Source organism: Bordetella genomosp. 8, assembly GCF_002119685.1.
GTDB lineage: Bacteria > Pseudomonadota > Gammaproteobacteria > Burkholderiales > Burkholderiaceae_B > Bordetella_C.
The window spans coordinates 1424180-1444617 of the sequence record NZ_CP021108.1 but is presented as its reverse complement, the minus strand read 5'-3'; the positions used below and the strand labels follow the sequence as shown (position 1 = coordinate 1444617).

The 20438-nt window shown below is 65.5% G+C and carries 16 protein-coding genes; 4 read left to right on the top strand and 12 right to left on the bottom strand.

Annotation, left to right across the window (positions count from 1 at the left end; all coding sequences use genetic code 11):
- Window positions 1–122: 122 nt before the first annotated feature.
- Window positions 123–2207: a polyphosphate kinase 1 gene (gene ppk1, locus CAL12_RS06575; RefSeq protein ID WP_086063757.1), complete on the bottom strand. Its 2085-nt coding sequence runs from the start codon at window positions 2205–2207 to the stop codon at window positions 123–125.
- Between the two features lie 182 nt (window positions 2208–2389).
- On the opposite strand from ppk1, the gene ppx reads away from it, so the two are divergent.
- Complete coding sequence (gene ppx, locus CAL12_RS06570) at window positions 2390–3880, top strand: exopolyphosphatase (RefSeq protein WP_086063756.1); 1491 nt, start codon at window positions 2390–2392, stop codon at window positions 3878–3880.
- Between the two features lie 45 nt (window positions 3881–3925).
- Here ppx and CAL12_RS06565 read toward each other — a convergent pair whose 3' ends face one another.
- The 5 genes from CAL12_RS06565 to CAL12_RS06545 all read right to left on the bottom strand — a co-directional run bounded on the left by CAL12_RS06565 (window position 3926) and on the right by CAL12_RS06545 (window position 9894).
- Window positions 3926–4780, bottom strand: a complete 855-nt coding sequence (locus CAL12_RS06565) for a GNAT family N-acetyltransferase (protein ID WP_086063755.1) — start codon at window positions 4778–4780, stop codon at window positions 3926–3928.
- A 144-nt stretch (window positions 4781–4924) separates the two neighbouring features.
- The gene (gene glmM / locus CAL12_RS06560) at window positions 4925–6268 is read right to left on the bottom strand and encodes a phosphoglucosamine mutase (RefSeq protein ID WP_086063754.1); all 1344 of its coding nucleotides are present in this window, start codon (window positions 6266–6268) and stop codon (window positions 4925–4927) included.
- A 41-nt stretch (window positions 6269–6309) separates the two neighbouring features.
- Window positions 6310–7185: a dihydropteroate synthase gene (gene folP / locus CAL12_RS06555; protein WP_086063753.1), complete on the bottom strand. Its 876-nt coding sequence runs from the start codon at window positions 7183–7185 to the stop codon at window positions 6310–6312.
- 26 nt (window positions 7186–7211) lie between these two features.
- Window positions 7212–9101 (bottom strand): ATP-dependent zinc metalloprotease FtsH, encoded by a 1890-nt coding sequence (gene ftsH / locus CAL12_RS06550; protein WP_086063752.1) that lies wholly within the window; start codon window positions 9099–9101, stop codon window positions 7212–7214.
- 151 nt (window positions 9102–9252) lie between these two features.
- Window positions 9253–9894, bottom strand: coding sequence for an RlmE family RNA methyltransferase (locus CAL12_RS06545; protein ID WP_086063751.1), 642 nt, complete (start codon window positions 9892–9894; stop codon window positions 9253–9255).
- 17 nt (window positions 9895–9911) lie between these two features.
- On the opposite strand from CAL12_RS06545, the gene CAL12_RS06540 reads away from it, so the two are divergent.
- Window positions 9912–10517, top strand: coding sequence for a YhbY family RNA-binding protein (locus CAL12_RS06540; RefSeq protein WP_086063750.1), 606 nt, complete (start codon window positions 9912–9914; stop codon window positions 10515–10517).
- 88 nt (window positions 10518–10605) lie between these two features.
- Here the strand turns inward: CAL12_RS06540 and greA are convergent, their stop codons facing one another.
- The gene (gene greA / locus CAL12_RS06535; RefSeq protein WP_086063749.1) at window positions 10606–11082 is read right to left on the bottom strand and encodes a transcription elongation factor GreA; all 477 of its coding nucleotides are present in this window, start codon (window positions 11080–11082) and stop codon (window positions 10606–10608) included.
- A gap of 410 nt (window positions 11083–11492) precedes the next feature.
- Complete coding sequence (locus CAL12_RS06530) at window positions 11493–12821, bottom strand: solute carrier family 23 protein (protein WP_086063748.1); 1329 nt, start codon at window positions 12819–12821, stop codon at window positions 11493–11495.
- Between the two features lie 103 nt (window positions 12822–12924).
- Between CAL12_RS06530 and CAL12_RS06525 the strand changes: the two genes are divergently transcribed.
- Window positions 12925–13359 (top strand): FlxA-like family protein, encoded by a 435-nt coding sequence (locus tag CAL12_RS06525; RefSeq protein WP_086063747.1) that lies wholly within the window; start codon window positions 12925–12927, stop codon window positions 13357–13359.
- Window positions 13360–13499: 140 nt separating this feature from the next.
- Entirely contained in the window at window positions 13500–14141 is a 642-nt protein-coding gene (locus CAL12_RS06520; protein WP_086063746.1) for a histidine phosphatase family protein, read from the top strand.
- Here the strand turns inward: CAL12_RS06520 and CAL12_RS06515 are convergent.
- From CAL12_RS06515 to carA, 4 genes are all read right to left on the bottom strand, one after another.
- Entirely contained in the window at window positions 14138–14899 is a 762-nt protein-coding gene (locus CAL12_RS06515; RefSeq protein WP_086063745.1) for an SDR family oxidoreductase, read from the bottom strand. The two genes, CAL12_RS06520 and CAL12_RS06515, sit on opposite strands and share 4 nt — an antisense overlap.
- A 17-nt stretch (window positions 14900–14916) precedes the next feature.
- Window positions 14917–15816 (bottom strand): lipid A hydroxylase LpxO, encoded by a 900-nt coding sequence (gene lpxO, locus CAL12_RS06510; RefSeq protein WP_086063744.1) that lies wholly within the window; start codon window positions 15814–15816, stop codon window positions 14917–14919.
- Between the two features lie 78 nt (window positions 15817–15894).
- A complete protein-coding gene (gene carB, locus CAL12_RS06505; RefSeq protein ID WP_086063743.1) occupies window positions 15895–19140 on the bottom strand; it encodes a carbamoyl-phosphate synthase large subunit in 3246 nt (1081 codons plus the stop codon).
- A gap of 10 nt (window positions 19141–19150) precedes the next feature.
- Window positions 19151–20287: a glutamine-hydrolyzing carbamoyl-phosphate synthase small subunit gene (carA, locus tag CAL12_RS06500; protein WP_420042757.1), complete on the bottom strand. Its 1137-nt coding sequence runs from the start codon at window positions 20285–20287 to the stop codon at window positions 19151–19153.
- Window positions 20288–20438: the final 151 nt, after the last annotated feature.

Sequence of the window (20438 nt, the reverse complement as noted above, 5' to 3'; positions counted from 1 at the left end):
GGGTCAGCACTGCTGTGAGTCCTGCCGCCCCAATGTCGTCATGCCCGGCATCTTAAGCACCGAAAATGACAAGCTAGTGACAGTCAAATACCGGTCACACGACAATTTGACCCGGGTGATAATCACGCCGCCCCGTTGCCGAGCTTGCCCATCAGGTACTCGTGCAGGTTGAAGGCCGCCGCGCGGCTGCGCACGCGGACGTAGTCGCCGTCCGGCTGCTGCTGCCAGGCCAACTGGTTGTCGCGCAAGGCATAGGTAAAGGCCTCGTCTATGACCCTTTTTTTCAAGGCCTTGTCCTGGACGGGGAAGGCGATTTCCACCCGGCGGAAGAAATTGCGGTCCATCCAGTCGGCGGACGACAGATACACCGTTTCCTGGCCGTCGGCATGGAAATAGAACACCCGCGAATGCTCCAGGAAGCGCCCGACAATGGACCGCACCCGGATGTTCTCCGACAGGCCGCGGACGCCGCCGCGCAGGGCGCAGACCCCGCGCACGATCAGGTCGATCTTGACCCCGGCCTGGCTGGCCTCGTAAAGCTCCTCGATGACGCCGGTTTCCAGCAGCGAGTTCATCTTGGCCATGATGCGGGCCTTGCGGCCTTCGCGCGCCGCCCGCGCCTCGGCGCGGATCAGCGCCACCATGCTTTCGTGCAAGGTGAACGGCGACTGCAGCAGGGACTTCAACGCGCGGCGCGCGCCCAGCCCCGTCAGCTGCGCGAACACCTTGTCCATGTCCTCGCAGATGGCCGGATCGGCCGTCAGCAGGCCGAAATCCGTATATAGCCGCGCGGTGCGGGGGTGGTAATTGCCGGTGCCCAGGTGGGCGTAGCGGCGCAGCCGCCCCTGCTCCCGCCGCAGGACCACGGCCATCTTGGCGTGGGTCTTGTGGCCCACCACCCCGTACACCACATGGGCGCCGACCTCTTCCAGCCGCGCCGCCCAGTTGATATTGGTCTGCTCGTCGAAGCGCGCCATCAGCTCGACGACCACCGTCACTTCCTTGCCGGCACGTGCTGCCGCCAGCAGGATCTGCATGAGCTCGGAGTCCTCGCCGGTACGGTAGATGGTCTGCTTGATCGCCATCACGTCCGGATCCAGCGCCGCGGCGGTCAGGAAGTCGATCACCGGCTGGAAGGACTGATAGGGATGGTGCAGCAAGCGGTCGCCCGCGGCGATGGCCGCGAACAGGGTGGCGGGATCGACGGCGGGCTGGTTGAAGGGCGCCGGCACGGGCGCCCGATATTCGGGAAACAGCAGGCCCGGCTGATCGGGGACATTGCAGAGCTGCATCAGCCGCGACAGATTCACCGGCCCATTGACGCGGTAGGTGTCGGTGGCGGACAGCGAGAACTCACGCTGCAGGAAGGTTTCCAGCTCCGGCGGCGTCAGCTTGTCGATCTCCAGCCGCACGGCCGAACCGAAATTGCGCTGCGACAGCTCGCCCTGCAGCGCCTGCCGCAGGTTGGTGACTTCTTCCTCGTCGACGAACAGGTCGCTGTTGCGCGTCACGCGCCATTGATAGCATCCCTGCATTTCCAGCCCGGGGAACAGCTCTCCCACGAAGGCCCGCATCAGCGAGGTCAGCAGCACGTAGCCGTTGGGCTGGCCGGACAGCGCTTCCGGCATGGCGATCAGGCGCGGAAGCGCCCGCGGCGCCTGCACGATGGCGATGGAGGCCTTGCGCCCGAAGGCGTCGACGCCGCGCAAGGCCACGATGAAGTTCAGGCTCTTGTTGTACACGCGCGGGAACGGATGCGCGGGATCCAGCCCGATCGGGGTCAGCAGCGGCATGACGTCGCGATGGAAGGTTTCGCGCGCCCACGCCTGCTGCGCCTCGTCCCATTCGGACGCGTGGTGCAGCGCGATACCGTGCTCGTGCAGCCGGGGCAGTATCTCGTCGTTCAGCAGGTCGTACTGGCGATCCACCAGGATGTGCGCGGCGGCCTGCACCTGCGCATAGGCTTCGCCCGGCGTCAGGCCGTCCGCGCCCACCAGATTGGGCGTCTGGCGCTGCTGTTCCTTGAGACTGGAAATACGGATTTCAAAGAATTCGTCCAGATTCGAGCTGACGATGCACACATAGCGCAGCCGTTCCAGCAAGGGCGTCGCCGGGTTTTCCGCCATGGCCAGGACGCGCTCGTTGAACTTGAGCAGTGACAGTTCCCGGTTCAAGAACAGGGGAGGAGAAGCCACGTTCGATGTCATTCGGAGTCCGTATCTTTGATTTTTTGATTTCAGCGGGCGGTTTTACGTCAGTTTTATGACCATTCCATGACAAGTTGGTATCCAACCCTGCAAGGCTACGCCGAATTTCCGCCCCATGCGACCATGGGCCAAGTCACAGCTCTCTATAATGGCGCGTCCCCCGCTTTCTCGCTTTCCGCCGCATGGATCATCTACTGGCCGCCGTCGACCTGGGTTCAAACAGCTTCCGCCTGTCCATAGGACGCGTCGTCCAGCAGGAAGGCGCGGCGCAGATCTACCAGATCGACCGGCTGAAGGAAACGGTGCGCCTGGCCGCCGGCCTGGACGCCGACAAGCGCCTGTCGCGGGACGCCGTGGAACGCGCCATCGAAGTGCTGGAACGCTTCGGCGAAAGGCTGCGCAGTTTCCATCCCAGCCGCGTGCGCGCCGTGGCTACCAATACCTTCCGCGTGGCGCGCAATACGGCCGAATTCCTGCCCCGCGCGGAAGCGGCGCTGGGGTTTCCCATCGAAGTCATCGCCGGCCGGGAAGAAGCGCGCCTGATTTTCTCCGGCGTGGTCCACACCCTGCCCCCGTCGCCCAACAAGCGCCTGGTGATCGACATCGGCGGCGGATCCACCGAAGTCATCATCGGCAAGGCCTACGAACCCGGCCTGATGTCCTCGCTGTACATGGGCTGCGTCAGCTACAGCCGCCAGTTCTTCCGCGACGGCGTCGTCGATGCCCATCAGATGAAACTGGCCGAACTGGCCGCCCGCCGCGAAGCCGAAGTCATCGCCAAGCAGTACCGCAAGATGGGCTGGAAGGAAGCCTACGGCTCCTCCGGCACGGCCAAGGCCTTGTACGCCATCCTGACCGAATGCGGCTTCTCCGACCGGGGCATCACGCGCGCCGGGCTGAACAAGCTCAAGGACCGCATCGTCCGCTCGGGCCGCGTCATCCCGTCGGAACTGCCCGGCATCAAGGTCGAACGCGCCGACGTGCTGCCCGGCGGGCTCGCGATCATGAGCGCCCTGTTCGACGAACTGAACATCGACGTCATGCACACCGGCGATGGCGCCCTGCGCCTTGGGGTGCTGTACGACCTGCTGGGCCGAGACGACCAGCATGACAAGCGCGACGAATCGGTGCGGCAGTTCATGAAGCGCTACCACATCGACGTCAACCAGGCCGCGCGCGTGCGCCGCGCCGCGCTGACCCTGTTCCAGGAAGCCGGCATCAAGGACAGCTCCGAACGCCGCGAACTGGAGCACGCCCTCGGCTGGGCCGCCGACCTGCATGAGATCGGCCTGTCGATCGCGCACAACGACTATCACAAGCATTCCGCCTATGTGCTGGGCAACGCCGACATGCCGGGATTTTCGCGCGACGACCAGCGCCTGCTGGCCCTGCTGGCGCTGGGGCATCATGGCAAGCTCGCCAAGCTGGAACCGCTGGTGCGCAGCCGGGAAGAATGGCTGACCATCCTGTGCCTGCGGTTGGCGGTACTGCTGTTCCGCCGGCGCGAAGACCTGGACACCCTGCCGCTGACCGTTTCGGTGCGCGGCGACTCGATCGTGATACGGGTGCGCCAGGACTGGCTGGCGGATCATCCGCTCAGCGACTTCACCTTGCGCGCCGAAGAATCGGAATGGCGCAAGGTGGGTTTTTCCTTCGAATTGCTGGAATTCTGACCCGAATTCCAGCCCGCATCGGGCGCGTCAGGTACGTCAGGTACGTCAGGCCGCCTTGCGTACCGCGGCGCCAGTGGCTTGCGCCGGGGCGACCGCTTCCGCTTCATCCCCCAGCGACGGCAGGCCGAAGTGGCGTCGATACCGTTCGTCCATGCGCTTCATTTCCAGCAGGACCGGAAAGTCCGCCGCATTGAAGTCGGGATCCCAGGCAGGTTCGCCGCAGATCCTGGCGCCCAGCTTGAGGTAGCCCTTGATCAGCGGCGGCACGCGGGCCGGCAGCGTGGTGCTGTTGAGTTTTTCCAGCGGGTAGCGGTGCAGCGGCTGCACGCGAGGCCCCGTGATGTCGCCCAGATGGCCGGATACCGCGCGCCAGACTTCCGCCGCGGTGACGCCGTCATCGCGCAGGCTGACGCTGGCGCAGCCGAGCAGATAGTCGTAGCCACCGCGCCGCATGACCTCCGCGACACCCGACCACAGCAGCATGATCACCGCGCCGTTGCGGTAGTCGGGATGGGTGCACGAGCGACCGGCTTCCACCAGCCGTTCGCGCACCGGGCCCAGGCCCGACAGGTCGAATTCCGACTCGGAATAGTAACCGCCGGCCGCACGGGCGTTTTCCGGCGTCAAGAGGCGATAGGTGCCGACGACACGGCCGGTGTGCAGCTCGCGCACCATGACGTGCTCGCACCAGGCGTCGAAGCGATCCTGGTCTATGCCGTCGTGGGCGTCGGGGAACACGGCGCCCATGTCTTCCGTGAACACACGGAAGCGCAGGCGCTGGATTTCCTCGATTTCGTCCGCGGTTCGCGCCAAGCCGACTACGAGGCCGCCTGCGGCGGGATTGGTCCACGTATCCGGCGTGGTAGTGCGATCGGGGTCGATGCGGACTAGTTCAAGCATTCGGCCAACTCCTAGGTGTCCGAGTAGTGTGGGCGTCATGTATGTCAGGTATTTGACCGACATGTTACGTGACTGTGAACCATCGTGCGTCGGAGTCTGGCCTTGAATTGCGGGTTTTTACCGCACGGAAAAAAGGTGACAAGGCTAAGCTGACGTCAGGCTGGCAGCCAGGCTTTGGGCGCAAGACATGGCCAGCGATGGCTCTTCCGCTTCGACCATCAGGCGCAGCTTGGGTTCGGTACCGGACGCACGAATCAGCACCCGGCCGCGGCCGGATAGTTGCGCTTCGCATTCGCGCTGGGCCGCCTGCAGGCCCGGATGGGACTTCCAATCCTGTCCCGGTGTCAACGGAACGTTGATCATCTGCTGCGGGTACATCCGCAGATCGCCGATCCAGTCCGCCAGCGTGCTGTCGTTGCGGCGCAACGCGGTCAGGACCTGCAGCGCCGCGATGATGCCGTCGCCCGTCGTGTGGCAATCCAGGCAGATCAGGTGTCCGGAGCTTTCGCCGCCATACAGCCAACCGCGCGCCTGCATCTGCTCCAGGACATAGCGGTCGCCCACATCGGCGCGATGGAAGCCGACGCCCACCTGCTCCAGGCGGCGTTCCAGGCCGTAATTCGTCATCAGCGTGCCGACGGCGCCGGCCACGGCGCCGCGCTGCATGCGTTCCTTGATGATGGCGTAGAGCAATTCGTCGCCGTTGTAGATGCGGCCGCTGGCATCGACCATCTGCAGGCGATCCGCGTCGCCGTCCAGCGCGATGCCCAGGTGCGCGCCACGCGAGCGCACTTCCGCCGCCAGGGCCTCGGGATACAGGGCGCCGACGCCCTTGTTGATATTGAAGCCATCCGGCTGGACACCCACCGCATGCACGTCGGCCCCCAGCTCCCGGAACACGTGGGGGGCGATGTGATACGCGGCACCATGAGCGGCGTCCACCACCAGGCTCAGGCCGTTCAGGTCCAGATCGTTGGGGAAAGTGCTTTTGCAGAACTCGATGTAGCGTCCGGCGGCGTCATCCAGCCGGCGCGCGCGCCCCAGCGCTTCCGAACTGACGCAACCCAGCGGTTCGTCCAGCGCGGCCTCGATGGCGGCTTCCGTGTCGTCCGGCAGCTTCATGCCGCGACCCGAAAAGAACTTGATGCCGTTGTCGTGATAAGGGTTGTGCGACGCGCTGATGACGATGCCGGCAGTCTGCCGCAGCACGCGCGTCAGGTAGGCGATGGCAGGCGTGGGCAGCGGCCCCGCCAGCAGCACGTCGATGCCCGCCGCGGAAAAACCGGCCTCCAGGGCCGATTCCAGCATGTAGCCCGAGATCCGGGTGTCCTTGCCGATCAATACCTTGGGGCGGCTGCCGGCGCGCGTGTCGCGGGCCAGCACCTTGCCCGCCGCATACCCCAACCGCAAGGCGAACTCCGCATTGATGACGGGACCGCCGACCTCGCCCCGCACGCCATCCGTGCCGAAGTATTTACGTGTACTCATGTGTGTCCGTCCTATGGCGAAGCGCCGGATTGCTCACCGGCCTACTTGCTGCTTTCCCTGACGGGATTGCGGATATCGATGGGGATCCCCCCCTGCTCGACAGCTTGCCACACTTTGAGGGCATCGACCGTCGCGGCCACGTCGTGCACGCGGACGATGGCCGCGCCACGCGCGACGCAAGCCAATGCCGCGGCGATGCTGCCAGGCAGGCGGCCCTGCACGTCGCGCCCGGTGGCATGGCCTATCATCGACTTGCGCGAGACGCCGACCAGCAGGGGATAGCTGGACACCCGCAAGCTGCCCAGCCGTCGGGCCAATTGATAGTTCTGGTCCGCCGTCTTGCCGAAGCCGAAGCCCGGATCCAGCACGATGCGACGCGGATCGACCCAGGCGCTGCGCAGCTTTTGCGCGCGCGCGCCCAGGAACAAGCCGATCTCGCCCAGCAGGTCGCCGTACTCCGGCTTCTCCTGCATCGTGCGCGGCTCGCCCTTCATGTGCATCACGCAGAGCCCGCAGCGCGACGCGGCGACGGCCTCGATGGCGCCGGGCTGCCTGAAACCGTAGATGTCGTTGATCATGTCGGCGCCGGCATCCAGCACCGCGCGCATCACCGCCGGCTTGAAGGTATCGACGGAAAGCGGGACGCCGCAATCGCGCAGGCCTTCGATCAAGGGCAGCACGCGCGCCAGTTCGTCCTGTTCGGACACCGGCGCGGCGCCGGGGCGAGTCGATTCCCCGCCTATGTCCAGGATGTGGGCACCCTCTTCCACCAATTGGCGGGCATGGGCGATGGCGGCATCGGTGGTGGCATGTTCGCCGCCATCCGAAAACGAATCCGGCGTGACATTGACGATGCCCATGACCAACGGGCGCTCGAGGTCGAACTCGAAGCGCCCGCACAGGAAGTTATTGGCCATCTATAACGCGTCGCGCGGGTGAGTCCTCAGACCGCGGGCGCGGTGCTGTTGCCGCCGGGAGCCAGCCCGCTGGGCGGACTGTCGGCGGTATCGGACGGACCCTGCGGGGTCTTGGGCGGGCGCGGCGGCCGGCCGGAGATGATGTCCTCGATCTGGTCGGAATCGATGGTTTCCCATTCGAGCAGGGCGGCCGCCATGGCTTCCACCTTGTCGCGATTGCCGTCCAGGATCTTGCGCGCGACGTCGTACTGCTCGTCGATGATACGGCGGATCGACGAGTCCACCTTCTGCATGGTGGCTTCGGACACGTGCGTCGTCTTGGTGACGCTGCGTCCCAGGAAGACTTCACCTTCGTTTTCCGCGTAGACCATGGGACCCAGGTCCTGGTCCATGCCGTAGCGGGTGACGATATCGCGCGCGATGGCGGTCGCCCGCTCGAAGTCGTTCGAGGCGCCCGTGGTCATCTGGTCCATGAACAGCTCTTCGGCGATACGGCCGCCGAACAGCACGGCGATGGTGCTCAGCAGGCGCTGCTTGTCCATGCTGTAGCGGTCGCTTTCCGGCAGCTGCATGGTGACGCCCAGGGCACGGCCACGCGGGATGATGGTGACCTTGTGGACCGGATCGGTCTTGGGCAGCATGCGCGCCACGATGGCGTGGCCGGACTCGTGGTACGCGGTGTTCTTGCGCTCTTCTTCAGGCATCACGATGGAGCGGCGTTCCGCGCCCATGATGATCTTGTCCTTGGCCTTTTCGAAGTCCGACATATCGACCGTGCGGCCGTTGCGGCGCGCGGCGAACAGCGCGGCTTCGTTGACCAGGTTGGCCAGGTCGGCACCGGAAAAGCCCGGGGTGCCGCGCGCCAGGACGGAGGCGTCCACGTTCGGCGACAGCGGGACCTTGCGCATATGCACTTTCAGGATCTGTTCGCGGCCACGGATATCGGGCAGCGGCACCACGACCTGGCGGTCGAAGCGGCCCGGACGCAGCAGCGCCGGATCCAGCACGTCGGGTCGGTTCGTGGCAGCGATCACGATGACGCCCTGGCCGGACTCGAAGCCGTCCATTTCCACCAGCATCTGGTTCAGGGTCTGTTCGCGTTCGTCGTTGCCGCCGCCCAGGCCGGCGCCACGCTGGCGGCCCACCGCGTCGATTTCATCGATGAAGATGATGCAGGGGGCGTGCTTCTTGGCATTCTCGAACATGTCGCGCACGCGGGCCGCGCCCACGCCGACGAACATTTCCACGAAGTCCGAACCGGAAATACTGAAGAAAGGCACCTTGGCCTCGCCGGCGATGGCCTTGGCCAGCAGCGTCTTGCCGGTACCGGGCGAACCCACCATCAGCACGCCGCGCGGAATGCGGCCGCCCAGCTTCTGGAACTTGCTGGGATCGCGCAGGAAATCCACCAGCTCCTGCACGTCTTCCTTGGCTTCGTCGCACCCGGCGACGTCCGAGAAGGTAATCTGGTTGGTGTTTTCATCCAGCATGCGCGCGCGCGATTTGCCGAAGCTGAACGCCCCGCCTCGCCCACCGCCCTGCATCTGTCTCATGAAGAAGATCCACACGCCGATCAGCAGCAGCATGGGGAACCACGAGACGAAGATATTCATCAGCAGCGACTGTTCTTCGCGGGCCTTGCCGGACACCTGCACGCCATACTTGAGCAGGTCGGAGACCATCCAGAGGTCGCCCGGCGACGTCAGCGTATACGGACGGCCGGCATCCGGCGTCACGTAGAGCATGTCGCCCTGCACGTCGACCTTGCGGATGCGCCCTGCCTTGGCGTCGTCCATGAACTGCGTATAGCTGACGCCGTCCTGGGACTGGGTACGCCCGTCGAATTGCTTGAAGACGGTGAACAGCACGAGCGCTATCACCATCCACACCGCAACTTTGGAAAATGAATTATTCAAGGTCGATCTCCTGCTTTCGATTCCGACCAGTGATTGCGGCAGCCTCTGCCATAGGACACAACCACAAGGATGTCAATAGCGATTCTACCCCGTCGAGGGGCTTAAGTGGGCCGTTCCCCGGAGAACGGCCTTTTCAGGGCTTCTGGCGACCTCAGCCCGGATGTTTCAGGGACCTCGCGACAAGGAAAGTTTCAGACGAATTGGGGCGCGATGCCTTTGGCTTGCGCTCCACCACCCGCTTGAAATGCTGCTTGAACAGTTGCACGATCTGGGAAAACCCGCTGCCGTGGAAGGCTTTGACGATCAGCGCGCCGTCCGGCTTCAAATGGGCCAGCGAAAACTCCAGCGCCAGTTCGCACACGTGCTGGATGCGCGCCGCATCGGCGTCACCTACTCCCGACAGGTTGGGGGCCATATCGGAAATCACAAGGTCCACCGGCTGCCCATCCAGGGTTTTCTCCAGTATCTCCAGCATCGATTCCTCGCGAAAGTCCCCTTGCAGGAACTCCACCCCCGCCACGGGCTCCATGGGCAGGATATCGAGCGCGACGATACGGCCGTCGACGATCCCGCCCGGCCCCGCCAGGCGTTCGCGCGCCACCTGCGACCAGCTGCCCGGGGCGGAGCCCAGGTCGACCACCACGTCGCCGCGCCGCATGAGCTTTTCGGTATCCAGGAGTTCGATCAATTTGAAGGCGGCGCGGGCGCGATAACCCTTCTGCTGCGCCATCTTCACGTAGGGATCGTTGATATGCTGGTGCAGCCAGTCCTTGGAGAATTTATTCTTGGCCATTCCCGTACAATTCCGCCATGCCTATATTAGAAATTACATCTCGAGAGCGTAGTGCGTTGCGGTCCGCCGCCCACGCCTTGCGCCCCGTCGTCCTGATCGGCGACAAGGGACTGTCGGACGCGGTCCTCAAGGAAATCGACGCCAACCTCACTTCGCACGGCCTGATCAAGGTGCGCGCGGGCGGCGAAGACCGCGACACGCGCGAGGAAATGCTGGCGTCCATCTGCGACTCGCTGTCCTGCGCACCGGTTCATCACCTGGGCAAAGTCCTGATCCTGTATCGCCCCAGCGCCGCCATGCCCACCCCGGTCGCGCCCGCCGCGCCGGCAGGCCAGCCCAAGCGCAAGGCCTCGGAACCTTATACCCCCAAGAAGCTGGCGGCGGAAGGCAAAAGCCTGGCGAAGCCCGCCCGGGCGCCGCGCAAGACGGCCGACGACGCGGACGACAAACGCCGCCCCGACCGCGGCGAACTGAACAAGGCCGGCAAGCCGGTACGTCCCAGTACGCGCAAGGCCGCGGCCCCGTCGCACGGTATCCCGCGGCGCTCGGGCAGCGCGCTCAGCCTGCGTGCCGGCGCCCGCAGCGGCCTCCAGCGGCCAGCCCGCAAGACCGTCAAGCGCTAGGGCCGCCGGCCGGTCCGCTGGCTGGCCGCCCTCCCTGGCCGGTCCGTCATCCGCGCCCGCGGCGGCAAGCGCTCGCACCGGCCAAGACCTACAGGTAACGGACGCCGATCACCTCGTACTCGCGCACGCCGGAAGGCGCCTGGACTTCCACGACGTCGCCTTCGCTCTTGCCGATCAGCGCGCGCGCGACCGGGCTGGAAACCGAAATCTTGTTCGCGCGGATGTCCGCCTCGACGTCACCGACGATCTGATACACCAGCCGGTCGCCCGAATCCAGGTCCTCGATCTCCACCGTCGCGCCGAAAACCGCCCGGCCATCGGCCTCGAGTTCCAGGGGGTTGATCACGTGCGCGTTCGACAACGTGGCCTCGAGCTCGGCGATGCGGGCCTCGATGAAGCCCTGGCGCTCGCGCGCGGCATCGTATTCGGCGTTCTCGGACAGGTCGCCCTGGGCGCGGGCCTCCGCGATGGCATTGATAACGGAAGGCCGCTCAACGGTCTTGAGCCGGTGCAATTCGAGGCGCAGGCGTTCGGCGCCGTCCACCGTCAACGGAATGGCTGACATATCGCAATCTCTACTAAAAGTGGAAAACGCCCCCGCCGGGGGCGTTTCGATAACGGTCAAAGCGCGGCGGCTTCAAGCCGGCCAGGGATGTACAAACAGGGACAGTGCTATCGCGCCCGGCAACGGGTGGGCGCGGCCCCGCGGGCTGCGCCAGTACTCTGCCTGAAGGAAACCCGCCGGGTTCCCTGGCCAGTTTCCCAGCGGTGCCTCCCGCCGTGCCTGCTCTTCCCTGCCGGCGTCCACGCCGGCTGCGGCAAGCTTCGACCAAAACAAAACCCCGGCTCGGAAACCGGGGCGATCAAGCATCATTGTGGTCAAAGTCGGACTGAATTGCAAGCCGCCGGGCGGGACAGGCTTCCCGCGCCGGAGACCGCCTCCCCCGGGGAGCCAGCGCAGCGGCGCCGTCGGCCTCAGCCCTCGCGGCCGCGCTGTCCCAGGGGGCGCAGCAGGGCGTACAGGATGATGGCGCCGAACGTGGCGGTGCCGATGCCGCTCAGGGCGAATTCGCCCAGGCGCACGGTGAAATCCCCCGCGCCCAGGACCAGGGTGACGGCCGCCACGATCAGGTTGCGGTTGTCGCTGAAATCCACCCGGTTGACGACCCAGATGCGCGCGCCGGCGACCGCGATCAGCCCGAAGACGACGACCGACATGCCGCCCAGGACGGGTCCCGGAATGGTCTGGATCAGCGCCCCGAACTTGGGCGAGAACCCCAGCAGGATGGCAATCAGCGCGGCGACGGCGAACACCACGGTCGAATAGATGCGCGTGACGGCCATGACGCCGATATTCTCGGCATAGGTCGTCACGCCGGTGCCGCCCACCGCGCCGGAGACCATGGTGGCGATGCCGTCGCCGACGAAGGCGCGGCCCAGGTAACGGTCCAGGTCGCGGCCGGTCATCGCGCTGACCGCCTTGATATGCCCCAGGTTCTCCGCCACCAGGATGATGGCGACGGGCACCAGCAGGCCCATCGCGGAGGCCTGGAAAACCGGCGCGGCGAAACGCGGCAAGCCCAGCCAGGCGGCGGCCGCCACCCCGGAAAAGTCCATGGGCTTGCCCAGGCCCAGGCCGTTGGCGCAGATGGCGTAGACCACGCAGGCCAGAATCAGCCCGGCCAGGATCAGCAGACGCTGCAGCATCCCGCGGGTGTACACGGCGATGCCGCCCACGCACAGTATGGTGACGATGGCCATGCAGGCGTCGAAGCCGGACGCGCCCATGGCGCCCTTGGCGGCGACCGGCGCCAGGTTCAGGCCGATGACGGCCACGACGGCGCCTGTCACGACCGGCGGCATCAAGGCTTCGATCCAGCGCGCCCCGCCCCCGCTTCCCGCGTTGGCGGTCCAGACCAGGACGCCAAGCAGCGCGTATACCAGTCCGCACAGGATGATGCCGCCCAAGGCGACGCCGATATTGGGGTTCGGACCCGCGCCCGCGTAGCCCGTGACGGCGATCACGCCGCCGATGAACGCAAAGCTGGAGCCCAGGTAGCTGGGCACGCGGCCGCCCACGAACACGAAAAAGATCAATGATCCTATGCCCGACATCAGGATGGCCACATTGGGGTCGAAGCCCATGAGCAATGGCGCCAGCACCGTGGAGCCGAACATGGCGACCACGTGCTGCAAGCCCATCGCGGCGGTCTTGGGCCAAGGCAGGCGCTCATCGGGCGCCATGACCGCGCCGGGCGCGATTTCACGGACCAGCCGCCAACGCGGAAAATACGAACCGGACATGTCTTCCCTCCCCCGCTGATGTAGGAATCGGCCGCAAGTTTATCGGGGCTCAAGTTTTTACGGTAGCGTGCCGTAACTCAGATCAGGCTATCCAGGAACTGACATGACGATTTCCGTGATTTCCTCCACGCTCGCCTCGGCCTACGTGTCGTCGCCGCTGGGTCCCCGCTCGGTGCAGGAGAACACAGCGGACGCCAAGGGACAGCCGGTCGGCACGGCCGCAGCCGGTGGCAACGATGCGCCAGCGGCCGACGGCCAGCGCGGCAGCACCAACTTCCAGGCCCGGCCGGCGCCGGGCGCCCAGGCCGCCGACCAGGGCGAAAGCGACGACCCCATCAGCCGTACGATCAAGATGCTGGAACAACAGCTGCGCCAGGTGCAGTTGCAGATCCAGCGGCTGGCAGCGAGTTCGATCCCGCAAGAGCAAAAAGCCGGACAGCTGCAGGCGCTGAGCGGTGAAGCCGCCACGCTGCAGGCGCAGATCGCCGCCCTGCGTCAGCAGCAGGCCGAGGCGGCCAAGGGCTCGATCACTGCCTGAGACGGCAGGGGCCAGCGCGGCCGGCGCCGATTTCCTGCGCGGCCGGCCGGCCGTGGGATTTGTGGATACTATCGTGGTTTGCGGCGCGCGACCGACCGAACGCGCCGGCGTCTACGCACCACTTTCATCCCCCGAATCTCATGACCGAAATCTGGCTGATCCGCCATGGAGAAACCGACTGGAACCGTGCCCGCAGGCTGCAAGGCTGGCAGGACACGCCACTGAACGCCCATGGCGTGAACCAGGCCCGCCGCCTGGCCGAACGCCTGTACGAGGACGCCCGCAACGGCGCCTTCGACGCCCTGTATAGCAGCGACCTGCAGCGCACCCTGCATACGGCCGAGCCGGCGGCGGCGCGCCTGGATCTGCGGGTCCGGCCCGAGCCCGGCCTGCGCGAACGCTGCTACGGCGTGCTGGAAGGCGTCACCATGGATCGCCTGGATGTCGAACAGCCGGAGGCAGCCGCCGCCTGGAAGAGCCGCGAGCCCGACCGCCCATTGGATGGCGGCGAAACGCTGCGCCAGTTCCACAACCGCATCGTCGCCACCATCGATGACATCGGCGAGCGCCATGGCGGTGGCCGTGTGCTGGTCTTCACCCATGGGGGAGTGCTCGACATCGTCTGGCGGCATGCGCATGGCATACCGCTGACGCATGCGCGCGACGCCGCGCTGTTGAACGCCGGCGTGAACCGGCTTGCGGTGGAAAACCGCAAATGGCATGTGATGGGATGGGGCGACGTCACGCACATCGCCACGCTGTCGGCTGACGATATCGTCTAGTGCTGCCGCGGCTTGCGCGGCGCATTGCGCGCCAGCCTGTCGTACAGGGCATCGGGCAGTGCGCGCATCAGCTTCGCCACCACGCCCATTTGCCAGGGAATGACCGTGTAGCTGCGCCCGCGCTCGATCGCCATCGCCGCGCGCGCGGCGAAATCGTCGGCGTCCATCAGAAAGGGCATGCGATAGGGGTTGTGCGCCGTCATCGCGGTGCGGATGTAGCCCGGCGCGATGGTGACGACCCGCACGCCATCGCCGGCCAGCTCGTTGCGCAGGCTCTCGCAATAGACCGTGACCGCCGCCTTTGAAGCGCTATAGGCGCCTGCACCAGGCAGGCCGCGTATGCCCGCCACGCTCGATATACCCACCAGTCGGCCCGATCGCGCGCGGCGCATGGCATCGATGAAGGGTTCGAAGGTGGCCACCGTCGCCAGCAGATTGGTCTGGACGATGGCGTCGAAGACCGCGAAATCCTCCACTTGTTCGGTGAGTGTGCCGGCGCTGATGCCGGCGCTGGCGATCACGCCATCCACCAGGCCGCCGCTGCGCGCGAGAAAGTCCTGCGCGGCCGTGTGCAGCGCCGCGCGGTCCCGCACGTCCACGGCATAACAGGCATGCGATCCCGGCAATGATGCGGCCAGTTCCCGCAGGGCGGCTTCGCGTCGCCCGACCAGGCCCAGCGAGATACCACGGGCGGCGTAGTGCCGCGCCAGCGCCTGCCCCAGTCCGCTGCTGGCCCCTGTGATGAAGACGTGGCGCATGCCGGGCCGGCCCGTGGTCAGGGCCAGAAAATCCAGGCCAGGATACCCAGCACGATGCCCCACTTCAGCACGTAGTACAGGGTCTTGTTCTGCTTCTTGATGCGCTTGCCGAAACGACGCACGGCATACACCGAACCGAAGATGCGGTTGATGCCGCCGGTGCGGTCGCCTTCCTGGTTGGGCGAGGCCGCCGCGCGCAGCAGGACACTGCCGATGAAATGGTTGACCGCCTGCGCCCAGCGATAGCGCATGGGGCGCTCGACGTCGGCGAACAGGATGATGCGATTGATGTCGGTCTTGTTTTCGGCGTAGTGGATGAAAGTCTCGTCGAACACCACCGCTTCGCCGTCACGCCAGTAATACGTCTGGCCGTCGACGTCGATATAGCAATCCGCGTCGTTGGGCGTGATCAGGCCCATGTGGAACCGCAGGGATCCCGCATACGGATCGCGATGGCGCGGCAAGCGGCTGCCGGGCGGCAGCGCGGCGAACATCGCCCCCTTGATGGACGGGATGCCGGCCAGCAGGCTGGTGGTGACGGGGCACAGGGCCCGCGCCGACGGATGGTCGGCGTCGTACCACTTCAGGTAGAACCGTTTCCAGCCGCTCTTGAAGAAGGAATTGAAGCCGGCATCGTTATAGGTGTTGGACACCTTGATGTGGCCCGCCGAGAACAGGGCTTCCGCCTCGGCCCGGATGTCCTGCCAGCGTTGCTGCAGCACCTTGAGTTCCGGAAATTCCGACAGCGCCAGGTACGGTTCGTTCGGTACGCGCGAAAACGCGTACATGAACACATTGATCGGCGACGTGAAGGTCGAATGGTCCAGGGCCTGGCGCGCGAAGCGGTGCCGCACCCTGCCCCGGAAGTGCACGATGGTCGCGCACACGACGAATAACGCCAGTATCCACCATTTCATTTCGACCTCCACCGCACAGCGAATTACCGTTCTGGTCCTTGGCGTTAGCCGAAGTTATACCGTCGATTCCGGAGCCTTTCAGCCCGCCGCCACGAGGGACTCGTGCAGCGTCTGCAAAGGATACACCTGCAGGCCGTGGCCCTGGCGCATGTACTGCATGCCTTCCACCGCGGCGCGGGCACCGGCGATTGTGGTGTAGAAGGTGACGCGCGCCGCCAGCGATTGCGTACGGATGGCACGCGAATCGGCGATGGCATTGCGGCGTTCTTCGACCGTGTTGATGACCAGCGATACTTCGCCGTTCTTCAACATGTCCACGATGTGCGGGCGGCCTTCCGTGACCTTGTTCACGACCTGCACGGGGATGCCGGCCGCGTCGATTTCCGCCGCGGTGCCGCGCGTGGCCACCAGCTTGAAGCCCAGGGCATGCAGGCCACGGGCCACTTCCACGGCACGGGGCTTGTCCTGCGGCTTGACGCTGATGAAGGCCGTACCGCTTTCCGGCAGGCGGATACCGGCGGCCATCTGCGACTTGACGAAGGCTTCGCCGAAGCTGGCCCCCACGCCCATGACTTCGCCGGTGGACTTCATTTCCGGTCCGAGGATGGTGTCCACGCCCGGGAACTTGACGAAGGGGAACACCGCTTCCTTGACGGAGAAGTAGCTGGGCACGACCTCGCGCGTGACGCCCTGCGAGGCCAGCGTCTTGCCGGACATGGCGCGCGCCGCGATCTTGGCCAGCTGCAGGCCGGTCGCCTTGGACACGTAGGGCACCGTGCGCGATGCGCGCGGATTCACTTCCAGCACGTAGACGTCGCCGTCCTGGATGGCGAACTGCACGTTCATCAGGCCGCTGACGTTCAGCGCCTTGGCCATCATCGTGGTCTGGCGCTTGATCTCGGCGATGATTTCTTCCGACAAGGAATACGGCGGCAGGCTGCAGGCCGAGTCTCCCGAGTGCACGCCGGCCTGTTCGATATGCTCCATGACGCCGCCGATGAACACGGTTTCGCCGTCGGCCAGGCAATCGACGTCCACTTCGGTGGCGTTGTTCAGGAAGCGGTCGAGCAGCACCGGCGAATCGTTGCTGACCTTGACCGCTTCGCGCATGTAGCGCTCCAGGTCCTGCTGCTCGTGCACGATTTCCATGGCTCGGCCGCCCAGCACGTAGCTGGGGCGCACGACCAGGGGATAGCCGATTTCCGACGCGTGGGCCAGGGCTTCCGCTTCGGTGCGCGCGGTGCGGTTGGGCGGCTGGCGCAGGCCCAGTTTATTGAGCAGCTTCTGGAAACGTTCGCGATCCTCGGCGACGTCGATGGATTCCGGGCTGGTGCCGATGATGGGCACGCCATTGGCTTCCAGCGCGCGCGCCAGCTTCAGCGGCGTCTGGCCGCCGTACTGGACGATCATGCCCACGGGATTTTCCTTGTGGACGATTTCCAGCACGTCTTCCAGCGTCAGCGGCTCGAAGTACAGGCGATCGGACGTGTCGTAGTCGGTCGACACGGTTTCCGGGTTGCAGTTGACCATGATGGTCTCGTACCCGTCTTCACGCAGCGCCAGCGCGGCATGCACGCAGCAGTAGTCGAACTCGATGCCCTGGCCGATACGGTTCGGCCCGCCGCCCAGCACGACGATCTTCTTGCGGTCGGTGGGCGCGGCTTCGCACTCTTCTTCGTACGTGGAGTACATGTAGGCGGTACGCGTGGCGAATTCCGCCGCGCAGGTATCGACTCGCTTGTACACCGGACGCACGTTCAGCTGATGACGCAGGCGCCGCACCTCGGATTCCGAAGTGTCCAGCAGGAAGGCCAGCCGGCGGTCGGAAAAGCCGCGGCGCTTCAGGTGCCACAGCGTGTCGTAATCCAGCTCGGCCAAGGTCTTCTGTTCCAGCGCCAGCTCGATATCGACGATTTCCTTGATCTGGGCCAGGAACCAGGGATCGATATGCGTCAGGTTGTGCACTTCGTCCAGCGTGAAGCCCTGGGCGAAGGCGTCGCCCACGTACCAGATGCGTTCCGGACCGGGCTCGCCCAGCTCGACCTGCAGCTTTTCGCGGTCGGTGGTCTTCTGGTTCAGGCCGTCCACGCCGACTTCCAGGCCGCGCAGCGCCTTCTGGAAGGATTCCTGGAAGGTGCGGCCGATGGCCATGACTTCGCCGACGGATTTCATCTGCGTGGTCAGGCGCGCGTCGGCGGTGGGGAATTTTTCGAAGGCGAAACGCGGCACCTTGGTGACCACGTAGTCGATGGTCGGCTCGAAGGACGCCGGCGTCGCGCCGCCGGTGATTTCGTTGCGCAGTTCGTCCAGCGTGTAGCCGACGGCCAGGCGGGCGGCGACCTTGGCGATGGGGAAGCCGGTGGCCTTGGAGGCCAGCGCCGACGAGCGCGACACCCGCGGGTTCATTTCGATGACGATCATGCGGCCGTTGGCGGGGTTGACCGCGAACTGCACGTTCGAGCCCCCCGTATCCACGCCGATTTCGCGCAGCACGGCGATGGAGGCATCGCGCATGATCTGGTATTCCTTGTCCGTCAGCGTCTGCGCCGGCGCGACGGTGATGGAGTCGCCGGTGTGCACGCCCATGGGATCGAGGTTTTCGATCGAGCACACGATGATGCAGTTGTCGGCGCTGTCGCGCACGACTTCCATCTCGAATTCCTTCCAGCCCAGCAGCGATTCTTCGATCAGCAGCTCATTGGTGGGCGAGGCTTCCAGCCCGCGGCGGCAGATGGTTTCGAACTCTTCGGCGTTGTAGGCGATGCCGCCGCCGGTGCCGCCCAGCGTGAAGCTGGGGCGGATGACCGCGGGAAAGCCCGACGTACCCAGTTCGGACGCGATGCGCTTCTGTACTTCCCAGGCCTCGTCCATCGTATGGGCGACGCCGGATTTGGCGGATTCCAGGCCGATGTCGGTCATGGCCTGCTTGAACTTCTGGCGGTCCTCGGCCTTTTCGATGGCCTGCTCGTTGGCGCCGATCAGTTCGACCTTGTAGCGCTCCAGCACGCCATTGTGGGCGAGGTCCAGCGCGCAGTTCAGCGCGGTCTGGCCGCCCATGGTGGGCAACAGGGCATCGGGGCGTTCACGCTCGATGATCTTTTCCACCGCCTGCCAGGTGATGGGCTCGATGTACGTGACGTCCGCCGTTTCCGGGTCCGTCATGATGGTGGCGGGGTTGCTGTTGACCAGGATGGTGCGATAGCCCTCGGCCTTCAGCGCCTTGCAGGCCTGTGCGCCCGAGTAGTCGAATTCGCAGGCCTGGCCGATGATGATGGGGCCGGCCCCGATGATCAATATGCTCTTTATGTCTGTACGCTTGGGCATGGTGCAATCTTTAGGCAGTCTTGGCTTGGCCGGACATCTGGCTGATGAACTTGTCGAACAGCACGAGGATGTCGTGCGGCCCGGGGCTGGCTTCGGGGTGTCCCTGGAAGCAGAAGGCGGGCCGGTCGGTCAGTTCGAAGCCCTGCAACGTGCCGTCGAACAAGGAAATATGGGTCACGCGGGCGTTCTTCGGCAGGCTGGCTGCGTCCACCTCGAAGCCGTGGTTCTGGCTGGTGATGAACACGCGCTTGCTGTTCACGTCCTGCACGGGGTGATTGGCGCCGTGGTGGCCGGTCTTCATCTTGCGGGTCTTGCCGCCCACCGCCAGGCCCATGATCTGGTGCCCCAGGCAGATGCCGAACACCGGCAGCTTGCGATCCAGGAAGGCGCGGGTGGCGTCGACGGCGTAGTCGCAGGGTTCGGGGTCGCCGGGGCCGTTGGCCAGGAACAGGCCGTCCGGCTGCAGCTTCAGCGCTTCTTCGGCCGGCGTCTGCGCCGGAACCAGGGTGATCTTGCAGCCACGGTCGGCCAGCAGGCGCAGAATGTTGCTCTTGACGCCGAAGTCGTAGGCGACCACGTGGAATTTGTCGGCCTTGGGGTGGCTGAAGCCCTGGCCCAGCTGCCAGGTGCCTTCCGACCACTCGCCCCGCTTGTCGATGGACACCGTCTTGGCCAGGTCCTGGCCCGCCATGCCGGGGAAGGCGCGCGCCAGTTCCAGGGCGCGGTCGACGTCGTCGCCGGCCAGGATGCAACCGCCCTGGGCACCCTTTTCACGCAGGATGCGCGTCAGCTTGCGGGTATCGATGCCGGCGATGGCGACGATGCCCTGTGCCTTCAGGTAGTCCGGCAGCGAGCTGGTGGAACGGAAGTTCGACACGCGGGCGGGACAGTCGCGCACGATCAGCCCGGAGGCGAACACCTGGCGCGACTCGACGTCTTCATGGTTGACGCCGGTATTGCCGATGTGCGGATAGGTCAGCGTGACGATCTGGCCGGCATAGCTGGGGTCGGTCAGGATTTCCTGGTAGCCGGTCATGGACGTGTTGAACACGACCTCGGCCACGGTGTGCCCCGGCGCGCCTATGGAAATTCCGCGGAATACGGTACCGTCCGCCAGGGCCAGAATAGCGGGAGAAGGCCGATGCACCCCATCGGACCCCTCGGAAAAAACCCCTGGAAATAATTGCGGCAGCACGATAAACCCCGGCTTGAGAATTCAGTAATCAAACCTTGGGATTATACCTCGAACCGCCTTTTCTCCCGGAAACCCGCGCCAGTCAAGGCTTTCCGGCCCATAC